25 protein-coding genes and 1 pseudogene are annotated in these 24,190 nt (G+C 76.3%); 13 read left to right on the top strand and 13 right to left on the bottom strand.

The features are described 5' to 3' along the window. Positions 1–79 precede the first annotated feature (79 nt). From AC3WUG_RS14080 to AC3WUG_RS14070, 3 genes are all read left to right on the top strand, one after another. Positions 80–1,051: an acetylxylan esterase gene (locus AC3WUG_RS14080; RefSeq protein WP_492328245.1), complete on the top strand. Its 972-nt coding sequence runs from the start codon at positions 80–82 to the stop codon at positions 1,049–1,051. Between the two features lie 5 nt (positions 1,052–1,056). Further along, positions 1,057–1,593, top strand: coding sequence for an alpha/beta hydrolase (locus AC3WUG_RS14075; protein ID WP_492328244.1), 537 nt, complete (start codon positions 1,057–1,059; stop codon positions 1,591–1,593). Between the two features lie 155 nt (positions 1,594–1,748). Further along, entirely contained in the window at positions 1,749–1,913 is a 165-nt protein-coding gene (locus AC3WUG_RS14070) for a hypothetical protein (protein ID WP_168216972.1), read from the top strand. 153 nt (positions 1,914–2,066) lie between these two features. Here the strand turns inward: AC3WUG_RS14070 and AC3WUG_RS14065 are convergent, their stop codons facing one another. After that, positions 2,067–2,438 (bottom strand): nuclear transport factor 2 family protein, encoded by a 372-nt coding sequence (locus AC3WUG_RS14065; RefSeq protein WP_492328243.1) that lies wholly within the window; start codon positions 2,436–2,438, stop codon positions 2,067–2,069. 80 nt (positions 2,439–2,518) lie between these two features. Continuing rightward, positions 2,519–3,190 (bottom strand): response regulator transcription factor, encoded by a 672-nt coding sequence (locus tag AC3WUG_RS14060; RefSeq protein ID WP_492328242.1) that lies wholly within the window; start codon positions 3,188–3,190, stop codon positions 2,519–2,521. Positions 3,191–3,278: 88 nt separating this feature from the next. On the opposite strand from AC3WUG_RS14060, the gene AC3WUG_RS14055 reads away from it, so the two are divergent. From AC3WUG_RS14055 to AC3WUG_RS14035, 5 genes are all read left to right on the top strand, one after another. Then, positions 3,279–4,442 carry a sensor histidine kinase gene (locus AC3WUG_RS14055; RefSeq protein ID WP_492328241.1) on the top strand — a complete coding sequence of 388 codons (1,164 nt, stop codon included), beginning with the start codon at positions 3,279–3,281 and terminating at the stop codon, positions 4,440–4,442. A 253-nt stretch (positions 4,443–4,695) separates the two neighbouring features. Beyond that, positions 4,696–5,172: a hypothetical protein gene (locus tag AC3WUG_RS14050; protein ID WP_492328240.1), complete on the top strand. Its 477-nt coding sequence runs from the start codon at positions 4,696–4,698 to the stop codon at positions 5,170–5,172. A 78-nt stretch (positions 5,173–5,250) separates the two neighbouring features. Then, on the top strand, positions 5,251–5,976 hold the full coding sequence (locus tag AC3WUG_RS14045; RefSeq protein WP_492328239.1) for a S24/S26 family peptidase: 726 nt from the start codon (positions 5,251–5,253) through the stop codon (positions 5,974–5,976). Next, a complete protein-coding gene (locus AC3WUG_RS14040) occupies positions 5,973–7,058 on the top strand; it encodes a hypothetical protein (RefSeq protein WP_492328238.1) in 1,086 nt (361 codons plus the stop codon). Before AC3WUG_RS14045 ends, AC3WUG_RS14040 begins: the two co-directional genes overlap by 4 nt. A gap of 276 nt (positions 7,059–7,334) precedes the next feature. Beyond that, positions 7,335–7,772, top strand: a complete 438-nt coding sequence (locus tag AC3WUG_RS14035; RefSeq protein ID WP_492328237.1) for a hypothetical protein — start codon at positions 7,335–7,337, stop codon at positions 7,770–7,772. 12 nt (positions 7,773–7,784) lie between these two features. On the opposite strand, the gene AC3WUG_RS14030 is transcribed toward AC3WUG_RS14035, so the two are convergent. Together AC3WUG_RS14030 and AC3WUG_RS14025 are read right to left on the bottom strand one after the other, a co-directional pair. Continuing rightward, the gene (locus AC3WUG_RS14030) at positions 7,785–8,540 is read right to left on the bottom strand and encodes an SGNH/GDSL hydrolase family protein (protein WP_492328259.1); all 756 of its coding nucleotides are present in this window, start codon (positions 8,538–8,540) and stop codon (positions 7,785–7,787) included. A gap of 190 nt (positions 8,541–8,730) precedes the next feature. Beyond that, a complete protein-coding gene (locus tag AC3WUG_RS14025; protein ID WP_492328236.1) occupies positions 8,731–9,408 on the bottom strand; it encodes a uracil-DNA glycosylase in 678 nt (225 codons plus the stop codon). Between the two features lie 159 nt (positions 9,409–9,567). On the opposite strand from AC3WUG_RS14025, the gene AC3WUG_RS14020 reads away from it, so the two are divergent. The 3 genes from AC3WUG_RS14020 to AC3WUG_RS14010 all read left to right on the top strand — a co-directional run bounded on the left by AC3WUG_RS14020 (position 9,568) and on the right by AC3WUG_RS14010 (position 10,952). Next, positions 9,568–9,894, top strand: a complete 327-nt coding sequence (locus AC3WUG_RS14020) for a DUF3263 domain-containing protein (protein ID WP_147795504.1) — start codon at positions 9,568–9,570, stop codon at positions 9,892–9,894. A gap of 105 nt (positions 9,895–9,999) precedes the next feature. After that, complete coding sequence (locus AC3WUG_RS14015) at positions 10,000–10,629, top strand: LytR C-terminal domain-containing protein (protein ID WP_492328235.1); 630 nt, start codon at positions 10,000–10,002, stop codon at positions 10,627–10,629. 119 nt (positions 10,630–10,748) lie between these two features. Continuing rightward, on the top strand, positions 10,749–10,952 hold the full coding sequence (locus AC3WUG_RS14010; RefSeq protein WP_217616299.1) for a cold-shock protein: 204 nt from the start codon (positions 10,749–10,751) through the stop codon (positions 10,950–10,952). An 82-nt stretch (positions 10,953–11,034) separates the two neighbouring features. On the opposite strand, the gene AC3WUG_RS14005 is transcribed toward AC3WUG_RS14010, so the two are convergent. Further along, the gene (locus AC3WUG_RS14005) at positions 11,035–12,324 is read right to left on the bottom strand and encodes a glycoside hydrolase family 15 protein (protein WP_492328234.1); all 1,290 of its coding nucleotides are present in this window, start codon (positions 12,322–12,324) and stop codon (positions 11,035–11,037) included. 265 nt (positions 12,325–12,589) lie between these two features. Here AC3WUG_RS14005 and groL point away from each other — a divergent pair, with 265 nt between their 5' ends. Next, complete coding sequence (groL, locus tag AC3WUG_RS14000) at positions 12,590–14,215, top strand: chaperonin GroEL (RefSeq protein ID WP_492328233.1); 1,626 nt, start codon at positions 12,590–12,592, stop codon at positions 14,213–14,215. A gap of 358 nt (positions 14,216–14,573) precedes the next feature. Here the strand turns inward: groL and AC3WUG_RS13995 are convergent, their stop codons facing one another. From AC3WUG_RS13995 to AC3WUG_RS13980, 4 genes are all read right to left on the bottom strand, one after another. Next, the gene (locus AC3WUG_RS13995; RefSeq protein WP_492328232.1) at positions 14,574–14,852 is read right to left on the bottom strand and encodes a DUF4031 domain-containing protein; all 279 of its coding nucleotides are present in this window, start codon (positions 14,850–14,852) and stop codon (positions 14,574–14,576) included. Further along, on the bottom strand, positions 14,849–15,613 hold the full coding sequence (locus AC3WUG_RS13990; protein WP_492328231.1) for an HD domain-containing protein: 765 nt from the start codon (positions 15,611–15,613) through the stop codon (positions 14,849–14,851). The genes AC3WUG_RS13995 and AC3WUG_RS13990 overlap by 4 nt, the downstream gene beginning before the upstream one ends. Positions 15,614–15,698: 85 nt before the next feature. Continuing rightward, on the bottom strand, positions 15,699–17,339 hold the full coding sequence (locus AC3WUG_RS13985) for a sensor histidine kinase (RefSeq protein ID WP_492328230.1): 1,641 nt from the start codon (positions 17,337–17,339) through the stop codon (positions 15,699–15,701). Beyond that, positions 17,336–18,067 carry a response regulator transcription factor gene (locus AC3WUG_RS13980; protein ID WP_492328229.1) on the bottom strand — a complete coding sequence of 244 codons (732 nt, stop codon included), beginning with the start codon at positions 18,065–18,067 and terminating at the stop codon, positions 17,336–17,338. The genes AC3WUG_RS13985 and AC3WUG_RS13980 overlap by 4 nt, the downstream gene beginning before the upstream one ends. Positions 18,068–18,188: 121 nt before the next feature. Here AC3WUG_RS13980 and AC3WUG_RS13975 point away from each other — a divergent pair, with 121 nt between their 5' ends. Next, complete coding sequence (locus tag AC3WUG_RS13975) at positions 18,189–18,917, top strand: type 1 glutamine amidotransferase (RefSeq protein ID WP_492328228.1); 729 nt, start codon at positions 18,189–18,191, stop codon at positions 18,915–18,917. A 67-nt stretch (positions 18,918–18,984) separates the two neighbouring features. Here the strand turns inward: AC3WUG_RS13975 and AC3WUG_RS13970 are convergent, their stop codons facing one another. From AC3WUG_RS13970 to AC3WUG_RS13955, 4 genes and pseudogenes are all read right to left on the bottom strand, one after another. Then, entirely contained in the window at positions 18,985–19,749 is a 765-nt protein-coding gene (locus tag AC3WUG_RS13970) for a PspA/IM30 family protein (RefSeq protein ID WP_492328227.1), read from the bottom strand. A 42-nt stretch (positions 19,750–19,791) separates the two neighbouring features. Then, on the bottom strand, positions 19,792–21,882 hold the full coding sequence (locus tag AC3WUG_RS13965) for a TPM domain-containing protein (RefSeq protein WP_492328226.1): 2,091 nt from the start codon (positions 21,880–21,882) through the stop codon (positions 19,792–19,794). A gap of 102 nt (positions 21,883–21,984) precedes the next feature. After that, the gene (locus tag AC3WUG_RS13960) at positions 21,985–23,679 is read right to left on the bottom strand and encodes a DNA repair helicase XPB (protein WP_492328225.1); all 1,695 of its coding nucleotides are present in this window, start codon (positions 23,677–23,679) and stop codon (positions 21,985–21,987) included. After that, positions 23,676–24,190 (bottom strand): annotated as a pseudogene (locus tag AC3WUG_RS13955) (hypothetical protein); the annotation flags it as partial. The gene AC3WUG_RS13960 and the pseudogene AC3WUG_RS13955, both read right to left, overlap by 4 nt.

Here is a 24,190-nt window from a genome sequence, read left to right as displayed (position 1 = left end):
GCCGCCCGGCCGCCGCACCGCCGCGCCGCCCCGGGGCCGACGCACCGACGCACCCCCCCGGACCACCGACAGGAGACCCGTGTTCCAGGACCTGCCCGAGCCCGCGCTCTGGGACCACGAGAGCGCGCTCGTGGAGCCCGCCGACCTCGACGCCTTCTGGGCCCGCACCCTCGCGGAGAGCCGCGCGCACGACGCCGCGCCGGTCCTGGTCCCGGAGCCGACGCCGCTGACCACCCTCGACGTGTGGGACGTGACGTTCCCCGGCTTCGGCGGCGACCCGGTGCGCGCCTGGTACCGCCGGCCCGCCGGGGTCGCCGGCCCGCTGCCGGTCGTCGTGCAGTACGTCGGCTACGGCGGCGGTCGCGGGGCCCCCACGGAGAACCTGCTCTGGGCGTCCGCGGGGTTCGCGCACCTGCAGATGGACACCCGCGGTCAGGGCTCCGGCTGGAGCCGCGGCGAGACGCCCGACCCGTGGGGCACCGGCCCGCAGGCGCCCGGCGTGATGACTCGCGGGATCGAGGACCCCGACACCTACTACTACCGGCGGCTGCTCACCGACGCCGTGCGCGCCGTGGACGCGGCCCGGGCCCTGCCCGGTGTCGACCCGGACCGGGTGGCGGTGGTCGGCGGCAGCCAGGGCGGCGCCATGGCGATCGCGGCCGGTGCGCTCGCGGACGTCTCCGCGGTGGTCGCGGACGTGCCGTTCCTGTGCGACGTCGCCCGCGCCGTCGGGATCACCGACAACCGGCCGTTCGCCGAGGTGGTCGAGTACCTGCGGGTGCACCGGGGCGCGGAGGACCGGGTGCTGCGCACGCTGTCCTACGTCGACGGCGTGGCGCTGGCGCGGCGCGGGCGGGCGCCGGCGCGGTTCTCCGTCGCCCTGATGGACGTGATCGTGCCGCCGTCGACCGTGGTGGCGGCCCACCGCGCGTGGGGCGGGCCGAAGGAGCTGCGGGTCTGGCGGTACAACGGGCACGAGTCGGGCGGTCCGGACCAGGACCGCGAGGCCGTCGAGTTCGTGGCGCGGGAGCTGGGCACCGGGCCACACTGAGCGCCATGCCCACGCGCGCGATCGTGTTCCACGGCACCGGCGGCCGGCCCGAGAACGTCTGGTACCCCTGGCTCGCCGGGCGGCTGGCGGCCCGCGGGTACGCCGTCGAGCGCCCCGCCTACCCGGACGTCAACGTCGAGCCCGTCGCGACGTTCCTGCCGCGGGTGCTCGCCGCGCACCGGTTCGACGCCGACACCGTCCTGATCGGCCACTCCGGGGGAGCGGCGCTGCTGCTGGCCCTGCTGGAGCACCTGGACGCCCCGGTGGCGCAGGCGGTGCTGGTCGCGGGGTACTGGCGGCGGCCGAACGACGCCGAGGAGCCGGTGCTGCAGGAGTCCTACGACTGGGACCGGATCCGCGCCGGCGCCGGGGACCTGGTCTTCGTGAACTCGGTCGTCGACCCCTACGGCTGCGACGCGACCCAGGGGCGCGAGCTGCTGGACCGGCTCGGCGGCACCCTCGTCGTGCGCGACGACGGGCACTTCGGGGACTGGGACCAGCCGTACCCCGAGTTCGGCCTGCTGGAGCGGCTGGTGCTCTGACCCGGCCGGCGCACGGCCCGCGGGTGGCCGCGCGGTGTCCGGGGGATGGCGGTTCCGGGGCGGCTGGGTGCCAGCACCCGGACACGCGGCGCGGACCGCTCACATCCGCGCCCGGGCGGTCGAACATGGCGGGCAACACCCACTGGAGGACCACCATGACCGCGACCCTCGCGCGCCGCCCGCTGCACCCGCTGGACCCCGCCGAGCACGCGCCGTCGTGCACCCGCCCCGGCTGGCACCTCGACACGAGCCCGCTGCGGTTCGGGATGGTCGTCGCGCGGTGCACGCTGTGCGGCGCGGTGGAGTGGCGCGAGCGCTGAGCCGCCGGCCCGGTCGGCGGCCGACCCGGGGCACGAAGAAGCCCTCGGCCGCGCAGGGGGCAGGCGACCGAGGGCATTGCCCACTCTAGCCAGGTCCGGCCGCCGGGGCCAACCGGCTCACCCGATCGGATGCCAACGATCCCGACCGGGAGGTCAGTCCGTGCTCGCCGAGAAGCTCTTGCCCGGCCAGTAGGCCCACTCCTCGAAGTGCTCGACCCGCCCGTCGCCCGCGAACCGCAGCACCCACAGGTCCCGGTACTCCTGCGGCTCGTCGCCGCCGTACCGCACCTCCGCCCGGACGACGGCGTCCGCGCCCTCGACGGCGACCACCTGGGCGTCCATCGTGAACGGCGTCGGGTCCGGCCAGAACTCCTGCACCGCGGCCAGCCCCTCGAGCGCCGGCTCGTAGGGCGAGCGCAGGTACCGCACGTCGTCCGTGAACAGCGTGCCGAGCGACCCGGCGTCGTCCTCCCGCCACGCCCGCTCGTAGGCGGCGACCCAGCCCATGACGTCCCCGCGCTCCATGCGTCCCCCTCGTGGTCGGTGCGGCCCGACCATCGTGCGCCGCGGCGCGGGCCGGCGTCGAGGGGGCGCGGTGCCCGGGGTCAGGAGGCGGGGCCGGTCTCCTCCAGCAGCCGCAGCGCGGCCGTGACCCGGGGGTTGCGGGACGGGTCGGCGTCGATGCCGAGCGTCGCGTAGATGCCGTTGATGTGGTTCTGGACCGACTTCTCGGTGATCCGCAGCGTCTCGCCGATGCCCGCGTTCGACAGCCCCTGCGCCAGCAGGCGCAGCACGGCGTACTGCCGGTCGGTGAGCCGCGAGACGGCCGACCCGGCGCGCGGCGCGACCCGGTCGAGCAGCGCGGGGTCGAGCGTCGTGCGGCCCTCCGCCGCGGCCCGGACGGCCGTGACCAGCGTGGCCGCGTCGGTCGACGAGGTCTTCGACAGGTACGACCAGCCGGCCGCGACGTCCGGGGGCAGGTCGAGGAGCAGGTCCATCGCGTCGTGCGCGGACAGCAGCAGGATGCCGAGGTCGGGCTGGTGCCGGCGCAGCGTCACGCCGAGCGCGATGCCGTTGCCGTCGGGGAGGTCGATGTCGAGCACGGCGACGTCGGCGGCCCCGGGCCGCAGCGCGGCGGCGCCCTCCTTGACGGTCCCCACGGAGGCGACGACGCGCACGTCATCAGCGGCCCCCAGGGTGAGCTCGAGCATGGACCGGAACAGGGGCTGGTCCTCGACGACCACCACGCGGGTCGTCCGGGCTGCGGAATCGGACATCGCGGACAGTATGGTGGCCCGGCCCGCCGAGCGGGCGACGGCACGCGGACGGCCCGCGCCCGGACCACCCGCGGGGAGGACCGCAGCGATGCCCACGCCCCTGACCCTGGACGCCGCGGCGGTCCGGGCCGACCGCCGCACGCTGCTGCTGGCGGCGGGCACGATCATGACGGTGTTCGCGGTCGGGGCGGCCGCGCAGACCGCCTGGGTGTACGGCAACCAGGGCGGGATGGTGCCGGTCGGCACCCGCATCCTCGCCAACCTCACCGCGGTCGCCTCGATGCTCGTGATCCTCGCGGTCACCGGGGTGTCCCTGCCCCAGCGGGGCAGGCTCGCCGTCGTGGTCGGCGTGCTCAGCGCGGGCGTCACGGCGTCCGGCGTCCGGTTCGCGTTCCAGCTGCTGCTCCAGGTCTACGAGGACCCCTCGCGGCAGGTCATCAGCGCGGAGCTGGCCAGCGGGGCCGTGGTCGCGTGGATCGCGGCCACCATGGGCCTGGCCGCGATGCTGTCCCAGCGCAAGCTGCGCACCGAGGTCGCCGAGCGCGCGCAGGCGCGGCTGCAGATCGAGCTGGCGCTCGCCGCGCTGCAGCACGAGGAGGTGCGGGTCCGGCGCGAGGTCGCCGAGGGCCTGCACGGGAGCATGCAGCAGCGGCTGGTCCTGGTCGTCGCGCGGCTGGACGCGCTGCTCGCGGAGCTCGGGGAGGCGGGCGACCGGCGCGCCGTCACCGCCGAGGACGTCGCGCTGCTGCGCGAGGTGCGCGAGCAGATCGAGACCGTGCGCGAGGCCGACGTCCGCACCACGAGCCGGATGCTCTACCCCGAGCAGCTCGAGGTCGGGATGGTCCCCGCGATCCGCGCGCTGCTCGGGCGCATCCCGCGCAGCGTGAACACGCGGCTGGGCGTCTCGGACGAGGTGCGGGTGGTCGACGACCCCGCGGACCCGCGGCTGACCCGCAGCGAGCGGCTGCTCGCCGTCCGCGTGGTCGAGGAGGCGATCAGCAACGCGCTGCGGCACGGCCAGGCGGAGGTCGTCGACGTGCGCGTCTCGCTGGTCGGCGGCGTGCTGGAGCTCCGGGTCTCCGACGACGGCCGCGGCTTCGGAGACGACGCGGGCACGCCGTCCGGGACCGCCCGGCTGGCGGACCGCCTGCGACTGGTCGGCGGCGACCTCCGCGTCACCTCCGTGCCCGGCGACGGCACCCAGGTGGTCGCTCTCCTTCCGGTGGAATCGATCCGGGACGCGGCGCGCTGACCTGCGGGGTTCTGTTTTTCACCCATCCGGTATGTCCGATTCGTCCTGCTAAATGTTGCAAGGTCGGTGTTGACGTGCAGTCACGGGGGTGCTGCCACCCAGGAAGCGCGTTCCGGGGGGTGGTGCGGCGGCCCTAGGGTGCGCGAGCCGCGACCGCCGGGACCCCCTGCTCCGACGACGCGGACCAGCGCCCCCGCCCCCCGGCTCCGCGGGCCGCGCCGGACCCCCCGAGCCGCGCCCGTCCAGGAGTGCCATGTCCGTGACCACCGCCCCCGCCCCCGCGCCCGCCGGCGCGCCCGCCGCCGCCCCGCGCCGGAACGTGCGCCGCAAGGTCGTCGCCCTCACCGTCGCCGGGCTCGGCATCGCCGGCCTGGGCCTCGCGTCCGCCGCGCAGCTCAACCTCACCGCCGGCGCGCTCGGCGCGGGCACCACCGTCGTGGCGTCCTGCGACTCCAACGGCGTGGCCGTCGCGTTCACCAACGCGTTCACCACCTCGGTCAAGGGCTACACGGTCAGCCAGGTCACCCTGAACGACGTCGCCGCGGGCTGCCAGGGCCAGAGCATCGGGATCGACCTGCTGAACACGGACCCGACCGACGGCTCCACCGGCGCCTCGGTCAGCCACCTCACCGGCACCGTCCCCCAGGGCGGCGGCAGCGTCACCCTCTCCGTCACCGGCGCGGTGAAGGCGGCCGACGTCAAGGGCGTCGCCGTCGTCATCGCCGGCTGACCCGGGCGCACCATCCGCGCCCGCCGTGCCGCGGCCGCCGGCGCGGGCAGCACGTCTGCCCCGCGCCGGCGCCTCGGCGTGCCCGGGCGCGGGCGCGTCCCCGGGCTGCGGCGGGACGCCGGGTCGTCGGGTGCCGAGCGCGCCCCGCTGACCCGGCGCGAGCGCGCCCGGGGCGTGCTCGGCTGGGCCGTCACGGCGGCGCTCGTCGGGGTCCTGGTCTGGTTCGGCTGGCCCAGCACCCTGGGGGGCTGCACGACCCTGACCATCGTGTCCGGCCACTCGATGGAGCCCACCTACTACACGGGCGACCTCGTGGTCTCGCGCTGCGGCACCCCGGCCGCCGGCGACGTCGTGGTCTACACCCCGCCCGGGCTCGAGCGCGGCCGGATCATCCACCGGGTGGTCGGCGGGGACGCCGACGGCGGCTGGGTGATCCAGGGCGACAACAACGACTTCCTCGACCCGTGGCGGCCGCACGCCGGGGACGTGCTCGGCATCGCCCGGCTGCACGTCCCGGGGCTCGGCCGGGTGGCGTCGATCCTGCTGGACCCGTGGGCGTGGGCGTCGCTGCTCGTCGTCGCCGCGGGGGTGCTGCTGTGGCCCGCGCGCCCGGAGCCGGGCGGGGGCGGGGGCGAGGCGGGGTCGGCCGGTGCCGCGTCCGCGGACCCTGGGGTCGCCGGTGCTGCGTCCGCCGGTGCTGCGTCGGCCGGTGCCGCGCCCGTCGGCGCCCGGCCCGCCGACGCCCGGCCCGCCGACGCCCGGCCCGTCGCCGACGCACGCACCACCGCGGGTGCGGCCCCGTGAGCCCCGCCCGGCGCGCCGCGGCCCCCGCCGCCCTGCTCGTGGCGGTCGTCGCCGTGCTGGCCGCCCTCGCGCTCGCCCCGGCCAGCGCCGCCCGGCTCGCCGTGCGCGGCCCCTCCGTCACGACCGGCAGCGCCGCCCCGTGCGCGGCCACGGCCCTGGGCGCCGCCGCGGGCACCGCGACCGCGTCCGGCACCGCCACCCAGGTGGTGCTCTCCGGCGTCCCCGCGCCGTGCCGCGGCCAGGTGGCCACGCTGCGGCTCTACGCCGCCGACGGCACGGCCCTCGCCACCGCCGACACCTCCGCGACGCTCGCCGCGTCCGCCAGCACCGCCGTCACCGTCCCCTCCTACGCCGCCACCCGGGTGGCCGGCGTCGCGGTGACCGTGGGCACCTGGTCGCTGCCGGTGACCTGGACGGCGCCCGCCGGCACCGCGAGCGGCCCGGTGACGCCGGGCTCCGGCACGACGTTCGGCACCCTCACCTGGTCCCAGCTCGCGTCGTCCGGCACCCAGGCCTGCGTCACCGTCGACGTCTCCGGTGCGTCGGGGACCTCCTGGCGGATCGACCTGCACCTGCAGCAGCGGCCGTTCAACGGCCTGGCGTCGGGGTCCGGGTTCTCGGTCAGCCCGTGGTGGGCCGGCGTGCTGGACCCGTCGCCCGTCGACGGCGTGGTCTCGGTCGGTGCCCGGCCGGGGCAGGCGTCGTTCGCGACCGCGGCGGCCACCGTGACGATCTGCCACTACGGCCTGCCCGCGCCCGTCCACGACCCGGCGCTGACGTACACGCAGACCGCCGGCACCGTCACCGGCACGGGCGCCTGGGCGTGCCAGAGCACCACCGTCCGGGTCGCCGGGACGCCGCAGTTCTACGCCGGCTGGCGCGCGGACGTGGACGTGGCGCCGCTGGTCGCGTGGTTCGCCGCCCGCGGCCTGCGCGCCGACCTCACGACGCTGACCCCGCAGGGCAACTACACGGTCGCCGCGCAGGGCGGCACCACGTACCGGGTCACCCCGACGGCCTGGGACACCTGGGGCGTCCGCGACGACACCCCGCGCACGTTCGACCTCTGCGCCCGCACCTGACGCCCCGCCGGCCCCGCCGCCCACTCGCCGACCGCCCGCCCGCCGATCTGCGCCCGCCTGCCCACGCGCGCCCGCCGGCCCACGCGCGCCGCCGACCGCGAGGGGGTCACCGACACGTCGAGCGAGCATCCCCCTGGCGGGCGGGTGAGCGGGGTGCGCCGCGTTCGCCCGTCCGGGTGGAGCGCCGCTCCGGATGCTCAACCGGGCGCCCCGCCCGACGATGGGCTCGCCACAGGTCGACGGATCGACCGGGGCACGTCCACGGAGGGGGCGCCGATGGCGCACGAGCACGTCCGGGCCCGCCGCGCGGCGGGGGTCACGCTGGCGTGGCTGGGCTGCGCCGGCCTCGCCGTCTCGATGGCGCGCGCGATGACCTGGGAGGGCGGCGACGACGCCCCGGCGGGCGCGTGCGTGGTCAGCCGGATCTCGGTGGACTACGACGTCGACTACGTGCCGGGCCTCGGCGGCTACGGCGTCGTGGCGGCGTCGCTGTCGGACGTGCCGGACGACTGCGCGGGGCGGGAGGTCGCCGTCACGCTGCACGGGGCGGACGACGCCGCGCTCGCGGAGGCGCGCGCGCCGGTGACGTCGCCGACGACCACCGTGCGGGTGCCGGGCGACCCGGTGCCGGTCGAGCAGCTGGGCGGGGTGTCGCTCGCGCTGGTCACGGACGGCGACGCGGGACCCGGCGCGGGGCTGCTGCCCGCCGGCTGACCGCGGAGGCCCTCAGACCTCGGTCAGCGTCGGCAGCTTGGCCCGCCGGGTGTCGCCGGAGGAGGTGCCCCGCAGCCGCCGGGTCGCCCACGGGTAGGCGTACAGCCGCAGCCAGCGGGCGTCCTGGCGGGCCTGGACGGCGCGGGACGGCCGGGGGAGCGGCGTGAGCGGGGAGTCCCAGCCCGGGTCGTCCGGCGCGAGCCCGAGCGCGACCAGCGCCCCCTGCGCGACGCGGGCGTGCGCCTCGGAGGTGAGGTGGATCCGGTCGGGCGCCCACATCCGGATGTCGTGCAGGTGCCGCATGCCCCACAGGTCGAGCACGTGCGCCCCGTGCCGCCGGGCGATGGACCAGATGTGCGCGTTGTAGACGCCGACCCGCGGGCGGGTGGTGGAGACGATCGGCGACCCGGACGCGTCGAACCCGGTCGCGAGCAGCACGTCGGCGCCGGTGGCGCGGATCCGGGCGACCGCCTGCTCCAGGCCGTGCGCGAGCCGGTCCGGGTCCGCGGTCGGCCGGAGGATGTCGTTGCCGCCGCCGACGAGGCTGACCAGGTCGGGCGCCATCTCGAGCGCCTCGGGCACCTGGTCGACGACGATCGGACGCAGCAGCCGGCCGCGGATCGCGAGGTTCGCGTACTGCAGCGGCTCGGCGCCCGCGGCCCGCCGGCGCTCGGACAGCAGCCCGGCGAGCACGTCGGCCCAGCCGCGCACCGGCCCGTCCTCGCCGTGCGGGGTGTCCCACAGGCCCTCGGTGAACGAGTCGCCCACCGCGACGTACCGCCGCCACGGCGGGACGGCGGCCGGGTCGGGCGTCGTGCCGCCCGCCGTGCTGCGGTGCTGCGTGCTGTCCTGCGCTCTGTCCTGCGTCGGGGCCGTCGCCCCGGCCCCCTCGTGCGTCGTCACCCCCGCAGTGTGCCCCCGTCGCGGCCCGCGGTTCCAGGGAGATCCCCGGCAGGCGTCAGGGCAGCGACCAGTCGACCGGCTCCGCGCCCTGCTCGACGAGCAGCGCGTTCACGCGCGAGAACGGGCGGGAGCCGAAGAACCCGCGGCTCGCGGACAGCGGGCTGGGGTGCGGGCTCGCGACCACCGGGACGTCGCCGAGCGCGGGCGCCAGGGACTGCGCGTCCCGCCCCCACAGCACGGCCACCAGCGGCCCGCCGCGCGCGACCAGGGCCGCGATCGCCCGGTCGGTGACGGCCTCCCAGCCGCGGCCGCGGTGCGACGCGGGCTCGCCGGGCCGGACGGTCAGCACGCGGTTGAGCAGCATGACGCCCCGGTCCGCCCACGGGGACAGGTCGCCGGTGCTCGGCTGCGGCACCCCGAGGTCGGCGCGCAGCTCGGTGAAGATGTTGGCGAGGGACCGTGGCACCGGGCGCACGTCGGGCTGGACGGAGAACGACAGCCCCATCGGGTGCCCGGGCGTGGGGTAGGGGTCCTGGCCGACGACGAGCACCCGCACGTCGGCGAGCGGGCGGGTGAACGCGCGGAGCACGTCCGGGCCCGCCGGCAGGTAGTCGCGGCCCGCGGCGACCTCCGCCCGCAGGAACTCGCCGGCGGCGTGCACCAGGGGCTCGACCGGGGCGAGCGCCTCCGCCCAGTCGGGGGCCACCAGCTCGGACAGGGGTGCGGGCGTCACGGGGCCCGAGGCTAGCGGACCCCGGCGGGCGCCCACCGGTGCCGGGCCACCACCCACGGGGGCCGCCGGCGCGGTCCCGGAGGAATGACACGCCTGTGATTCCGGCCGTACGATGGCGCCGCACGACGGACGACGGGCGAGCGGGAGGAACGGGCACCGATGGACGCGACGGCGGAGCGCACGGCCGACCGGCCCGCCCTGGTGGCGGTCGAGGGCGGCGCGGACGACGCGGCGACCGGGCTGTCCGAGCGCGACCGCGAGGTCCTCGCCTTCGAGCGCCAGTGGTGGAAGTACGCGGGCGCCAAGGAGCAGGCGATCCGCGAGCTGTTCGACATGTCGGCGACCCGGTACTACCAGGTGCTCAACGCCCTGATCGACGCGCCCGCCGCGCTCGCGCACGACCCGATGCTGGTCAAGCGGCTCCGCCGGATGCGGTCCACCCGGCAGCGCGCCCGCAGCGCCCGCCGGCTCGGCACCGACGCCTGAGCCGCCGCCGACCGGCCCTCGATCGGCCGCAGAACGGCCGCTGACCGGCACCGCGGCGCGCGGCGCGTGCCGGGGTGGACAGGCCGAGCCGTTAGCCTGTCCGCCGTGACCAAGGCGAGCGACCGGTACCCCGAGGACGAGTTCGACGCCGAGCCGGCGCCCGACGCGCCGATCGGCGTGCACCGCGCGCCCCGCAGCTGGTGGAGCCGGTGGTGGCCGTTCGTCGCGGTGGTCGTCCTGGTCCCCGCCGTCACGGTCGGTCTCGTGGCGTGGGCGTCGTCGTGGGACGGCCGCCTGCCGGGGTTCGGCGACTCGTCCGAGCCGGCCGCCGCGGCGCCGAGCGAGCCGGAGTCGTCCGCGCCCGCCGAGGAGACGACGGAGGCCGAGGACCCGGGCGCCGAGGCCCCGGCGGAGACCGAGGAGCCGCCCGTCGAGGAGGAGCCGGCCCCCACGGCCGACCTCACCACGGACGTGCGCGTGCTCAACGCGTCGAACCGCTCGGGCCTCGCCGCGGGCGCGGCGGGCGACCTGGAGGACGCCGGCTTCACGGCGGTCACGACCGGCAACGGCAACGCCGGCGGTCTCCAGCAGACGACCGTCTTCTACGGCAGCGCCGACCTCGCGGCGACGGCGCAGCAGGTCGCGGACTCGCTCGGCATCGCCAACGTCGTCGAGGACGCGGGTACCGCGCCCGAGGGCGTCGTCGTCCTCCTGCTGGCGGACTTCGGGCGCTGACCCCTTCCGCCGGTCGGGGGGCGGGGCTAGTCTCGGCCGCGTCGCGGTGACCGCTCCCCAGCACCGGGGGAGGCCACGGCCCCTGCGTCGCACCGATCACGCCTTCTTCAGGAGCACGCATGCCGCAGGGAACCGTCAAGTGGTTCAACGCCGAGAAGGGCTACGGGTTCATCACCCCGGCCGACGGCGGCCAGGACCTGTTCGTCCACTTCAGCGCCATCCAGACCAACGGGTACCGCAGCCTCGAGGAGGGGCAGTCGGTGGAGTTCGAGGTCGGGCAGGGCACCAAGGGCCCGCAGGCCGAGCAGGTCCGCCCGCTCTGAGCCGGTCCCGGCGCCGAGGCGCCGCCGCGGGGCCGGGGCACGCCGCCCCGGTCCCGCGCCCGTCCCCCCGGCGTGCGGGGCGTCAGCCGTCGAGCGCCGTGACCGCCAGGACCACGCACGCCGCGGTCCAGGCGAGCGGGGCGACGGCCGCGGGCGACCCGTCCGCGAGCACCTTCTCCGGCAGCGCGCCCATCGAGGTGCGGTGCGCGTCCAGCCAGGTGAGCCGTTCGTGCGCCTGGGTGTCGTCGCCGTTGACGGCGGCCGTCAGCGCGTAGAGCGACGTCTGGGGCGTCCAGGAGATGCCGTCCTGCCGCCAGCCCGCGCCCGGCGCCAGCCCGCCCGCGGGGCGCGCCATCGCGGCCGCCGACGCCTGCCAGGCGTCCGCCGCCCCGGCCAGCGCCGACGGCTGGAACGGCGGCAGCGCGAACGCGCTCGCCGCGTCGGCCACGCCGCCGCTCGCGTACCGGCCGTAGGCGGTGTCGTCGCCGAACTCCCGCTCCACCGCCGCGCGGGTCCGCCCGGCGGCGTCCCGCGCCTCCCGGGCGGCCTGCGCGTCCCCGAGCAGGTCGAGGACCGGCCCCGCGGCCTCCAGCCCGGCCAGGAGCGGCGCCACGGTGCCGAGGGTCAGCTCGTCCTCGGCGACCTCCCAGTAGTCGGGCGAGGCCGGCGGCAGCCCGTCGCCCGCGACCAGCGCGACCGCGTGCGCGGCACCCCGGCGGACCAGCGGCGCGAGCTCGGCGGCCACCGCCGCCCGCTCCGCCTCGGGCGCGGCGGCCACCACCTGGCCGGCCGCCCACAGCGACCAGCCGGTGCCGTCCGTCTGCGGCGCCCGGTCGTCGGGCACGGCCCCGGAGCCGTCCGGCAGGTACCGGGCCTCGAAGGACCCGTCCGCGGCCTGCACGCGGGTCAGGAAGCCCAGCACCTCGCGCGCGTCGGCCAGGTGCCCCGTCCGGGCCAGGGCGACGGCGACGAACGACGCGTCCCGCGGCCACACGTACCGCCAGTAGGGCGTCCACGCCGCGACGGCGGCGCCGTCGTCCTGCACGAGCGTGTGCAGGTCCAGCAGGGCGTCGGTCACCATGTCGGCGTACGGGCCGTCCGCGCCGGGGACGGTGCCCGCGGCGAGCCAGGCCCGCTGCTCCGCGGCCAGGTCGTCGTCGGCCGTGGTGGCGGGGTCGACCTCGACGCGGGTGCCCTCGTGGAGCAGCGGCTGCCCGCCGGCCGGGACCAGCTCCGGCCCCGCCGGCGTCGCGACGACGCCCTCGCTGTACAGGTCGATCGTGCGGGTGCGCGGGCCGGTCGCGCCCCAGGCCACCAGCACCGCGGCGAGGGACGCCAGCACGACGGCGGCGACGAGGGGGCGGCGGTGCATGCCCGGCAGGCTATCCGGCCGGGCGCCGGGGTCGGTCGCGGGTCCGGCCGGCGGCTGTCCGCCGAGGGCGGAGCGCCTTGCACTCGATGGGGTCGAGTGCTAACCATGTGCTTAGCACTCTCGGGTCGAGAGTGACAGAATGACAACCCAGGCCGACCAGGTGAGGTCCGCCGCCCGACGGGACATGACCGCCGGGCCGGCGCGGCCGTCCGTCGCGGGCACCGACCGGCCGAACCACGAGCCAGAGTGAAGGATCGATAGCCCCATGGCCAAGATCATTGCCTTCAACGAGGAGGCCCGTCGCGGCATCGAGCGGGGTCTCAACACCCTCGCCGACACCGTCAAGGTCACCCTCGGCCCCAAGGGCCGCAACGTCGTCCTGGACAAGAAGTGGGGCGCCCCCACGATCACCAACGACGGTGTCTCCATCGCCAAGGAGATCGAGCTCGAGGACCCGTTCGAGAAGATCGGCGCGGAGCTCGTCAAGGAGGTCGCCAAGAAGACGGACGACGTCGCGGGCGACGGCACCACCACCGCCACCGTGCTCGCCCAGGCGCTCGTGCGCGAGGGCCTGCGCAACGTCGCGGCCGGCGCCAACCCGATCGCCCTCAAGCGCGGCATCGAGCAGGCCGTCGAGGCCGTCACCGCCGCCCTGCTGGACCAGGCGAAGGAGATCGAGACCAAGGAGGAGATCGCCGCCACCGCGTCCATCTCCGCCGGCGACACCGCCATCGGCGAGCTCATCGCCGAGGCCCTCGACAAGGTGGGCAAGGAGGGCGTCATCACGGTCGAGGAGTCCAACGCCCTCGGCCTGGAGCTCGAGCTCACGGAGGGCATGCGCTTCGACAAGGGCTTCCTGTCGGCGTACTTCGTGACCGACCCGGAGCGCCAGGAGGCCGTCCTCGAGGACGCCTACGTGCTGCTCGTCGAGTCGAAGATCTCGAACGTCAAGGACCTGCTGCCGCTGCTGGAGAAGGTCATCCAGTCCGGCAAGCCGCTGTTCATCGTCGCCGAGGACGTCGAGGGCGAGGCCCTGGCCACGCTCGTCGTCAACAAGATCCGCGGCACCTTCAAGTCGGTCTCCGTCAAGGCGCCCGGCTTCGGCGACCGCCGCAAGGCGATGCTGCAGGACATGGCGATCCTCACGGGTGGCCAGGTCGTCTCCGAGACCGTCGGCCTCAAGCTCGACACCGTGGGCCTCGAGGTCCTCGGCCAGGCGCGCAAGGTCGTCGTGACCAAGGACGAGACCACGATCGTCGAGGGTGCGGGCGACGCGGCGCAGATCCAGGGCCGCGTGAACCAGATCCGTGCCGAGATCGAGAACTCGGACTCGGACTACGACCGCGAGAAGCTCCAGGAGCGCCTCGCCAAGCTGGCCGGCGGCGTGGCCGTCATCAAGGCCGGCGCGGCGACCGAGGTCGAGCTGAAGGAGCGCAAGCACCGCATCGAGGACGCCGTGCGCAACGCGAAGGCGGCCGTCGAGGAGGGCATCGTCGCCGGTGGTGGCGTGGCGCTCATCCAGGCCGGTGCCGTGGCGTTCGAGAAGCTCGAGCTCGAGGGCGACGAGGCGACGGGCGCGAACATCGTGAAGGTCGCGATCGACGCCCCGCTCAAGCAGATCGCCGTGAACGCGGGCCTCGAGGGCGGCGTCGTGGCGGAGAAGGTGCGCAACCTCCCCTCCGGCCAGGGCCTCAACGCCGCGACCGGCGTGTACGAGGACCTGCTGGCCGCGGGCGTCAACGACCCGGTCAAGGTCACGCGCTCCGCGCTGCAGAACGCGTCGTCCATCGCGGCGCTGTTCCTCACCACCGAGGCGGTCGTCGCCGACAAGCCGGAGAAGGCCGCTCCGGCCGGCCCGGCCGACGGCGGCATGGGCGGCATGGACTTCTGAGTCCCGCCGCAGCGGGGCGCGTGAGCGCCCCCCACCGCGCCTGAACGGGCCGGTCACCCCCCGGGGTGACCGGCCCGTTCTGCGTCCGCGCCCGGGCGCCGCGCGCCCCTCGCGCCGCGCCCGCGCCCCGCGCGCCGCCACCCCGCCGAGGTGGCAACTCTCGGCTGTACCGCCCGCACCCGCACAGCCGAGAGCTGCCATCTCGCCGAACCTGCAGAGTCGGACTGTGCGCGGCCGGTCACGCGCAGGCGCGTAGTGGAGAGTCGGCGAAGGGGGCGCGGGGGTCAGCGAAGGGCGCAGGCGCGCAGTGGAGAGTCGGCGAAGGGGGCGCGCGGGTCAGCGGGGGTCGCGCGGGCGGTCAGTGCGTGTGGCGCGGGCGGGCGTGGGCCGGGATCCGCAGGCCGCTCGCGCGCAGGCGGCGGATGAGCTCGCCCGCCGACACCGGGACCGCCCCCAGCGCCACGAGCTCCGCGTGCTTCTCGTCCGGGACGTCGTAGTGGTCCAGGTCGAACGCGCGCCGGGGGAGGCCGGCGCGCTCGGCGAACGCGTGCAGCTCGGCGAGCGAGGCGTCGCTCACGAGGTGCGACCAGTACCGGCCGTGCCGGGGCCAGAGCGGCGGGTCGACGAGGACCGTCACGCCCCGGGCCGGACGGGGTGCCGCTCGGCGACCGCGCCGGCCGCGGGCGCTTCCGCGACCTCGCCCGCCGCGTCGAGCTCGGCCAGCACCTTCTCCAGCTTGTGCAGCTCGGCGCCGAGGTTCTGCCGCGCGGGCTCCTCCCACGCCGCGCCCAGCGGGCTGACGAACAGGCTGGGCCGCTTGAGCAGCTTGCGCACGATCCGCTCCCGGGCGCGCAGGTAGTCCTGCACCGGGATGTCGGCGTACTCCTCGCGCACGTCGTGCAGGTACGCCTTGTAGCGCTGCGGCTCGGCGGCCAGCATCGCCAGGTCGGCGTCGCAGAGCACCGCGCAGTCGAAGTCGGTCGGGTCGGCGACGTGCCGCACCAGGGCGATGACCATCTGGTGCACGCGCTCGACGCGCTCGGCCGGGACGCCGAGGTCGGTGAGCTGCTCGCGCGCCAGCCGGGCCGAGGCGACCTCGTCCTCGCCGCCGCGGTTGGCGTACGCGGCGACCTGGCGGCCGTCGAACACGGCGCCGTGGTACCAGGCGGCGAGCCGGACCAGGTCGGGCTCGTGGGTCTCCTCGGCGAGCTCGTCCACCCGGGCCAGCACGTCGGTCAGGTGCCGGAGGTTGTGGTACGTCCGGCCGGGGCCGGTCCACCGCTCCACGAGGTCGGAGCCGACCGCCCGGATCGCGTCCTCGGGTGCGGTCGCACCCGCCCCCTTCGCGCTGCGGACGAACGCGGACAACAGCCACTGTGGCGCGTCGTAGACGCCCATGGGAACAGCCTCACTGCGACAGACGACCCTGCTCGGACGCGCCATCGTAGACCCATCCGGACGGGGTTCCGCCACGGCACCGCCGTCAGCCGACCGGGTGGTCCTCGGCCTGGTCGGCAGGCGCCGTGCCACCCGGTCCGCCGTCCGCCGCGGGGAGGGCGACCCGGATGGTCGCCCCGCCGCCCGGGGTCTGCGTGATCGCGACGTCGCCGTGGTGCGCCTCGACGATCGCCGCGACGATCGCCATGCCGAGGCCCGCGCCGCCGCCGGTGCCGTCGCCCTCGCGGGTGCGGCTGGCGTCGACCCGGTAGAACCGCTCGAACACCCGCGCGGCGTGCTCCGGGGCGATGCCGGGGCCGTGGTCGCGGACCTCGAGGACGACGCGGTCGCCGACCCGGCCCACGCCGAGCTCGGCCGGGGTGCCCGCCGGGGTGTGCCGGGCGACGTTGCCGACCAGGTTCGCGACGACCTGGCGCAGCCGGGCCTCGTCGCCGGCGACGACCGTGGCGGGCGGCGCGCCGTCGGGGCCCGGGGCGGCGGCGTCGGCCAGCGGACCCACCCGGACCTCCCGCGTGGGGTCGATGGCCCGGAGGTCGTGCGCGGCGTCGGTCGCGAGCACCGCCAGGTCGACCGGCTCCGTGCGGCCGGGCCGGTCGGAGTCCAGCCGGGCGAGCGCGAGCAGGTCCTCGACCAGCCCGCCCATCCGGGTCGCCGACTGCTCGATGCGCCGCATGGTGTCGTCGACCTGGTCCTTCTCGGTCAGGGCGCCCATCCGGTAGAGCTCGCCGTAGCCGCGGATGGCGGCCAGCGGGGTGCGCAGCTCGTGCGACGCGTCGGCGACGAACCGGCGCATCCGCTCCTCGGACCGGGTGCGGGCGTCGAAGGCGGTCTCGATCTGGGCGAGCATCGAGTTCAGCGCGGCGCCCAGCCGGCCGACCTCGGTGGTCTCGGGGGCGGGCGGGACGCGCTGCGACAGGTCGCCGGCGGCGATCTGGGCGGCGGTGCCCTCGATCTCGCGCAGCCCGCGCAGCGAGCGGCGGACGGCCCAGGTGGCGACGACCGCCCCGATGACGAGGATCGCGACGGCGCTGGTCCAGAGCAGGAACGCGGCCTGCCGGACGGTCTTCTGGACGTCCGCCAGCGGCTCGGCGTACATCACGTACCCGATCGTCGTGCCGTGCAGGCGCATGGGCGCCACGGCGACCCGCCAGGTCGCGCCCCGCTCCGAGCTGCCGACGGTGGTCGTCGTGGTGCGGTCGAGCGCGTCGAGGTCGACCGCCGGGAGCCGCGGCGAGCCCTCCGTCTCGAGCGTCGTTCCCTGCGGGGTGAACGTGGTCGACGACCCGAGGATCCGGACGGCGAGGGCGAAGTCGCGGTCGCCCCAGGACTGCAGGGTGACGCCGTCGAGGCTGTTGCCGCCCTCCTGGTACGCCTTGTACAGGCCCTCGCGGGACGTCTCGGCCTGCACCCGCAGGCGGTCGTCCACCTGCTCGACGAGGAACCCGGACAGGGACGTCGTGGTGATCGCGCCCGCGAACGAGAGGCCCAGCGCGAGCAGCGCCGTCGTGATCCCGACGAGCCGCGCGAGCAGGGGCGTGCGCGTCCAGACGTCGCGGACCCGGCGCACCACGCCGTCGGCGAGGCCCTCGCGCGCGGGCCTGGTCTCCGTCGGGGCGTCGCCCGCGGGGCGCTCGGACGTCGCGTGCTCCTCCGACGTCGTGGTCACGACCCGCTCGGCCGGCGCAGCATGTACCCCACGCCGCGCTTCGTCTGGATGAGGGCGTCCACCTTGGAACCGTCGGGGCGCTCGACCTGGTCGACCTTGCGCCGCAGGTAGGAGATGTACGACTCGACGATGTTCGCGTCGCCACCCCAGTCGTACTGCCAGACGTGGTCGAGGATCTGCGCCTTGGACAGCACGCGGCCCGGGTTGAGGAGCAGGTAGCGCAGCAGCTTGAACTCGGTGGGGGACAGGTCGACGACCTGCCCGGCCCGGCGGACCTCGTGGCTGTCCTCGTCGAGCTCGAGGTCCTCGTAGGACAGCACGCTGGTGGACGCGACCTCGGCCTGGGTGCGGCGCAGGATCGCCCGGATCCGCGCGACGACCTCCTCCAGGCTGAACGGCTTGGTGACGTAGTCGTCGCCGCCCACGGTCAGGCCGGTGATCTTGTCGGCGGTGTCGTCGCGCGCGGTGAGGAACAGCACCGGGACGTGCTGGCCCTTGTCGCGCAGCCGGCGGGTGACGGTGAACCCGTCCATGTCGGGGAGCATGACGTCGAGCACCAGGAGGTCGGGCTGCACCTGCTTGGCGAGGCGGAGGGCGGCGCCGCCGTCGGCGGCCGCGTGCACCTCGAAGCCGGCGAAGCGCAGCGAGGTGGCGAGGAGCTCGCGGATGTTCGGCTCGTCGTCCACGACGAGGAGCGTCGCCTCGGGGGTGCGGTCTGCTGCGGTCACGGTTCCAGTGTGCTCCTCGACCCTGGAGGATTCCTGGGAGCGAACTGGTCGTGCCGGGATCGCGGTACCGTACCGCCCCGTGAGTGCAGCCGATTCTCCCACCGGTTCCCTGACGCCCGTCGTGACCGTCGTCCAGCTCGACGCCGCGGTGCCGCTCGACCGGTTCGCCGACCACCTCGACGGGGTGGACGTCCGCCTGGTCCGCGCGTACGCGGGCGAGCAGCCGGGCGACGCCGACCGCCTCGACGGCCTGATCGTGCTCGGCGGGAACATGTCCGCCCACGACGAGCACGAGCCCGGCATCCCCGCGACCCGCGCCCTGCTGGCCGACGCCGCGCGCGCCGGCGTGCCGACCCTCGGCATCTGCCTGGGCGCCCAGCTGCTCGCCGTCGCCACCGGCGGCCGGGTCGACGTCGCCGCCCCTCCCGGGCGCGAGGCCGGCGTCGTGGACGTGCGCTGGCGCCCCGAGGCCGCGGCCGACCCGCTGCTGGGGCCCCTGGCCGCGGACGCCGAGCGCGCCGGGACCCGCAGCACCCCGATGCCGACCATGCACGCGGACGCGGTCGTCGACCTGCCGCGGAACGCCACCTGGCTGGCCGCCTCCCGCACCTACCCGTACCAGGCGTTCCGGGTCGGGGACGCGGCGTGGGGCGTGCAGTTCCACCCCGAGGCCTCGCCCGAGCTGATGGACGCCTGGTCCGCGGACGCGGGCGACGCCCCGGAGGAGCGGGCCGCCATCGCCGAGGCCGTCGCGGCCGCGGACGACGTGGTGCGCGCCGAGGGCGCGCGGATCGCGCGGGCGTTCGCCGGCCTGGTGGCCGTGCGCGCCGCGGAGCGCACCGCCGCCTGACCCTCGACGACGCGACGGCCCGGCACCCCGGCGAACGGGGTGCCGGGCCGTCCTGCGTGCGCCGGGCTCAGGCCTCGATCTGCGGCGTCACCGGGGTGCTGCCGAGCTGCTGCGGCTGGCCGCCGCCCTTGAGCGCGGCGAGCCGGGCCTCGATCTCGATCTGCGCGCCGTCGGCCTCGAGCTCGGCGAACTGCGAGTCCAGCGAGGACGCGGCGATCTCGGCCTGGCCCATCGCGAGCGCCTCCTCGCGGCGCACCTTCTCCTCGAACCGGGCGAGCTCGCTGGTCGGGTCGAGCACGTTGATCGACGAGATCGCGGTCTGCACCGTCTGCTGCGCCTGGGCCGACTTCTGCCGGGCCACCAGGGTGTCGCGGCGCTGCTTGAGCTGGCCGAGCTTGTCCTTCATCTGGGCCAGGCCGGACTTGAGCTTGTCGACCGTCTCGCGCTGGGAGGCGATCAGCGGCTCGGCGTCGCGGACCTCGCCCTCGGCGGCGATCTGCTTGCCGAGCGCGACCTTGGCCAGGTTGTCGAACTTGTCGGCGTTCGTGGCGTCACCGGCCTGGCGGTACTGGTCGGCGCGCGCCGACGCGGCGAGGGCCTTGCTGCCCCACTCGCGGGCCGCGGCGACGTCCTCGTTGTAGTCCTGCTCGGCGAGGCGCAGGTTGCCGATCGTCTGCGCGATGGCCTTCTCGGCCTCGGCGATCGAGTTCGTGTAGTCCCGGACGAGCTGGTCCAGCATCTTCTGGGGGTCCTCGGCCTGGTCGATCAGCGCGTTGATGTTCGCCCGCGCGAGCTGGGTGATCCGGCCGAAGATGCTCTGCTTCTCGGTCATCGCCTGGTGCCTCTCTCGTGTCTTGCGTCTGCCGAACATGTCCTAGAACCCGCCCCCGCGGCCACCGCCGCCGAAGCCGCCACCGCCGCCGCCGAACCCGCCGCCGCGACCCCCGCCGCCGAAGCCGCCGCCACCGCCGCCCCAGCCGCCGCCGTGCGCACCGCCGCCGCCCCAGCCGCCGCCACCGCCGCGCAGGATCGAGTCGATGAGGATGCCGCCGAGCACCATGCCCCCGATGTCGCCGAGGCCGCCACCGCCGCCCCGGTTGCCCGGGCCGCCGCGCCGCTGCTGGTCGTACCAGTCGACGTCGCGCTGGGCGAGCTGCTGGGCCTCCCGCACGAGCCGGTCGGCCTGCTGCGCCTGCCCGAGCGCGGCCTCGGGGTCGGTGTCCCGCTGGTCGACCGCGGCGCGGAACATCCGGCCCGCCTCCGCCAGCCGGGTGCGCGCCTCGGGGCCGACGGCGCCGCGCCGGGTCTCGATGTAGTCGGTGGTGCCACGCAGCGCGGAGTCGACCCGGCCGAGCGTCTGGTCGAGCAGCTGGCGGGCGCGGCCGGCGCGGTCCTGCGCCTCGCGCATCGGGGCGAGGGTCCGGTCGATCGCGGCCTCGGCGTCGGTGAGCGCGGCCAGGGCGGCCAGCGGGTCGCCGTCGCCCGACCGCGCGGCCCGGCCGGTGGCGATCGCGGCGCGCGCGGCCTCGGCGCGGGCGGACACCTCGGGGTGCTGCGGGGCGAGCCGCTCGGCGTCGTCGACGTCGGAGGAGATGGACGCGATCGCCGCGTCCAGGCGCGAGCCGATGGTGGCGAGCTCGGTGCCGGCGCGGTCCACGGCGTCGAGGAGCTTCGCGACCTGGCCGAGCGCCTCCTCGGCGGCGCGGGCGTACCGGACGGCGACGCCGCGGTCCCCGGCGGCGACGGCCGCGCGCCCCTGCTCGAGCGCGGTGCCGACCTCGGCCAGCAGCGCGAGCGCCTGGTCCGGGTTGCCCGTGACCGACGTCAGCGCGTCCGCCGGGTACCGGGCGGCGAGCGTGCCGAGCGTCGCGCGGGCCGCCTCGACCCGGGCGCGCAGCTCGGTCGCGGTGCGCTCGTGCGCGTCCAGGGCCTCGCCGGCGCGGGACTCGACGTCGCGCAGCCGGTCGAACGCCTCCTTCTGGGCGTCGAGCGCCGCCGAGGCGGAGCCGACCACGTGCAGGATCCGGGTCGCGGTCTCCCGGACCTGCGGCTCGGTGTCCGGGACGTCGTCGTCGAGGGTCTGCCGCAGGCGGAACGCCTCGGTCACGTCCGCCTTCGCGCGGGTGAGCACCTGCTCGAACTCGCGGGTGGCGTCCGGGCCGAACTGCGCCTGCGCGAACCCGAGCTCCTGCTCCGAGGCGCGCAGCGCGTCGTCGATGCCGACCAGCGCGGAGGCCGAGCGGCGGTCGAGCTCGGCGGTCGGCAGCGCGGCGAGCTCGCCGGCCGGGCCGCCGGGGACCTGCGGGCCGCCCGGGAAGCGGCCGGGTGCGCCGGCGCCCATCCGCTCGCGGGACGCGCGGCGGCGGGACGACGCCCACGCCGCGGCGGTGATCGCGGCGATGACGACCAGGCCGCCGACGAACAGCCAGCCCAGCGCGGAGCCGCCCCCGCCGCCGGTCGCGGCCTCGCGGACCCCGTCGGCCGCGGTCACCGCGGCGCCGGCCCAGTCGTCCTCGCTCAGGTGGTCCTCGACGTCCGCGGCGATCCGGTCCAGGTCGCCGCCGGACAGGCCGGGGACCTCCTGCGGGGCGAGCACGTAGGACCGCTGCTCCGTGGCGACGGCGAGCACGAGGTCGTTCGAGCCCAGGCCGGTCAGCTCCGCGGTCTGGTCCACCCAGGAGATGCGCTCGGTGCTGAACTCGTCCACGTACACGACGTACAGCTGGTACTGCGTCTCGTCCGACAGCTGGTCCAGCGCCGCCTGCACGGTCGCCTCGTCGCCACCCGACAGCGCGCCGACCTGGTCGGTGATCTCGCCGGTCAGGGCCTGCGGGTCGGCCGCGGCGAGCGGCGGCGCGGCCGGCACGGCGGCCACCGCCGGGGCGGCTCCGGCGAGCAGCGGGGCGGCGAGCAGCGCGGAGAGGAGCGGGACGGCGGCTGACCAGCCACGGGACGACGACGGCACCCGACGATCCTTTCTCAGGGCGTGCACCCCTCGCAACGACACGGCCCGCCCGGTGGTTCCCGGGCGGGCCGTGCGGCGGGGATCCCCCGGGAGGTCACCCGGTCAGGCCGGCTCCTCCGTCGCCTGCTCCAGGTCCTCGGCGTCGACGATCCGGTACGCGTACCCCTGCTCCGCGAGGAACCGCTGCCGGTGCGCCGCGAAGTCCTGGTCGACGGTGTCCCGCGCGACCACGGCGTAGAAGTGCGCGGTGCGGCCGTCGCCCTTGGGGCGCAGCAGCCGGCCGAGGCGCTGGGCCTCCTCCTGGCGGGAGCCGAACGACCCGGACACCTGGATGGCGACGGACGCCTCGGGCAGGTCGATCGAGAAGTTCGCGACCTTGGACACCACCAGCGTCGAGATCTCCCCGGCGCGGAACGCGTCGAACAGCCGCTGCCGCTCGGTCACCGACGTCCCGCCGGTGATGACCGGGGCGTCGATGTCGGCCGCGAGCTCCTCGAGCTGGTCGATGTACTGGCCGATGACCAGCAGCGGCTCGCCGCGGTGCTTCGCCACGAGGCGCTTGACGACCTCCGTCTTGCCGGGGGCGCTGGCCGCGAGGCGGTACTTGTCCTCCGGCTCGGCGGTCGCGTAGAGCATCCGGTCGCGCTCGGGCAGGGTCAGCCGCACCTCGACGCAGTCGGCGGGCGCGATGTAGCCCTGCGCCTCGATGTCCTTCCACGGGGCATCGTACCGCTTCGGGCCGATCAGGCTGAACACCTCGTCCTCGCGGCCGTCCTCGCGCACCAGGGTGGCGGTGAGGCCGAGGCGGCGGCGCGCCTGGAGGTCGGCGGTCATCCGGAAGATCGGCGCCGGCAGCAGGTGCACCTCGTCGTAGACGATGAGGCCCCAGTCGCGGGCGTCGAGCAGCTCGAGGTGCGGGTAGACGCCCTTCCGCTTGAGCGTGAGCACCTGGTACGTCGCGATCGTGACCGGCCGGATCTCCTTGCGGGAGCCGGAGTACTCGCCGATCTCGTCCGGGGTCAGCGAGGTGCGCCGGATCAGCTCGTCGCGCCACTGCCGCGCGGACACCGTGTTGGTGACGAGGATCAGCGTGGTGGTCTTGGACCGGGCCATCGCGGCGGCGCCGACGAGCGTCTTGCCCGCGCCGCAGGGGAGGACCACGACGCCGGAGCCGCCGTGCCAGAACCCGTCCGCCGCCTCGGCCTGGTACGGCCGCAGCTGCCACGGACGCGGGGCGCCGTCGGTGCCGACGTTCGACTCGCCGGAGGTGTCGAGGTCGATCGGGTGCGCCTCGCCGTCGACGTAGCCGGCGAGGTCCTCGGCGGGCCAGCCGAGCTTGAGCAGCGCCTGCTTGAGCGTGCCGCGCTCGGAGGCGTGCACCACGACGTCGTGCTCGTCGATCCGCTCGCCGACCAGGCCGGCGGTGCGCTTGGACCGCAGCACCTCGGCCATGACGGCGGCGTCGAGGGCGTGCAGCACCAGGCCGTGCACGGGGTGCGCGACGAGCTGCAGCCGCCCGTACCGGGACATGGTCTCGGCGACGTCGACCAGCAGCGCGTGCGGCACCGGGTACCGGGAGTACTCCAGGAGCGTGTCGACGACCTGCTCGGCGTCGTGGCCCGCCGCCCGGGCGTTCCACAGGCCCAGCGGGGTCAGCCGGTAGGTGTGCACGTGCTCGGGCGCGCGCTCCAGCTCCGCGAACGGGGCGATCGCGCGGCGGCAGGCCTCCGCCTGGTCGTGGTCGACCTCGAGCAGGAGGGTCTTGTCGCTCTGGACGATCAGGGGTCCGTCGGTCATGCGGTGTCCGTCCTCCGGGGGTCGGCTGCTGCGTCGTCGTCGGCCGGCTCGGTACCCGCCGCGTCGACCGGGGTGACCGCGGCGACGCGGTGGGCCGCGACCACGATCTCGGCGTCCCGGGCGGTGTCCACCACGCGCACCCGTCCGCCGTCGACCCGGACCGGCAGCACCCGCCGCCGCTCCAGGGCGCCGCGCGAGCCGACCACGTCCAGCCACACCTCGGTGTGCCCGGCCGCCGCCTCGCGCAGCAGCCCCAACGCCTCGGCGGGGTCGGCTGTTCCCGCGGAGGGGCGCGGGCCGCCGCGGGTCCCCGTCGCACCTCGCTCGGCGCGCGCGGCCGCCGTGGCCGCGGCGACGCCGGACGCGCGGTCGCGCAGCGTGGGGGAGCCGTCCGCGCCGGCACGCGCCGCCGTCCCGGCTGCCCCGGGCGCCCCGGCCGCCGAGGCGCCCGCGGCCCCGCCACTGTCTCTTATACCCACCTGACGCTGCCGACGAAGGCAGTGGAGTGTAG

The organism is Cellulomonas sp. EB106-03-03-XG116 (genome assembly GCF_058792015.1).
This window is presented reverse-complemented; position numbering and strand designations above follow the sequence as displayed.

What these genes read in the sequence shown, in the direction of transcription:
- AC3WUG_RS14035 (WP_492328237.1), top strand. Translation starts at nt 7,335, where the DNA reads ATGGCGCACGAGCACGTCCGGGCCCGCCGCGCGGCGGGGGTCACGCTG.
- AC3WUG_RS13970 (WP_492328227.1), bottom strand. Translation starts at nt 19,749, where the DNA reads ATGACCGAGAAGCAGAGCATCTTCGGCCGGATCACCCAGCTCGCGCGG.
- AC3WUG_RS14050 (WP_492328240.1), top strand. Translation starts at nt 4,696, where the DNA reads ATGTCCGTGACCACCGCCCCCGCCCCCGCGCCCGCCGGCGCGCCCGCC.
- AC3WUG_RS14005 (WP_492328234.1), bottom strand. Translation starts at nt 12,324, where the DNA reads ATGCACCGCCGCCCCCTCGTCGCCGCCGTCGTGCTGGCGTCCCTCGCC.
- AC3WUG_RS14060 (WP_492328242.1), bottom strand. Translation starts at nt 3,190, where the DNA reads ATGTCCGATTCCGCAGCCCGGACGACCCGCGTGGTGGTCGTCGAGGAC.
- AC3WUG_RS13990 (WP_492328231.1), bottom strand. Translation starts at nt 15,613, where the DNA reads ATGGGCGTCTACGACGCGCCACAGTGGCTGTTGTCCGCGTTCGTCCGC.
- AC3WUG_RS14020 (WP_147795504.1), top strand. Translation starts at nt 9,568, where the DNA reads ATGGACGCGACGGCGGAGCGCACGGCCGACCGGCCCGCCCTGGTGGCG.
- AC3WUG_RS14070 (WP_168216972.1), top strand. Translation starts at nt 1,749, where the DNA reads ATGACCGCGACCCTCGCGCGCCGCCCGCTGCACCCGCTGGACCCCGCC.
- AC3WUG_RS14010 (WP_217616299.1), top strand. Translation starts at nt 10,749, where the DNA reads ATGCCGCAGGGAACCGTCAAGTGGTTCAACGCCGAGAAGGGCTACGGG.
- AC3WUG_RS13960 (WP_492328225.1), bottom strand. Translation starts at nt 23,679, where the DNA reads ATGACCGACGGACCCCTGATCGTCCAGAGCGACAAGACCCTCCTGCTC.
- groL (WP_492328233.1), top strand. Translation starts at nt 12,590, where the DNA reads ATGGCCAAGATCATTGCCTTCAACGAGGAGGCCCGTCGCGGCATCGAG.
- AC3WUG_RS14075 (WP_492328244.1), top strand. Translation starts at nt 1,057, where the DNA reads ATGCCCACGCGCGCGATCGTGTTCCACGGCACCGGCGGCCGGCCCGAG.
- AC3WUG_RS14065 (WP_492328243.1), bottom strand. Translation starts at nt 2,438, where the DNA reads ATGGAGCGCGGGGACGTCATGGGCTGGGTCGCCGCCTACGAGCGGGCG.
- AC3WUG_RS14055 (WP_492328241.1), top strand. Translation starts at nt 3,279, where the DNA reads ATGCCCACGCCCCTGACCCTGGACGCCGCGGCGGTCCGGGCCGACCGC.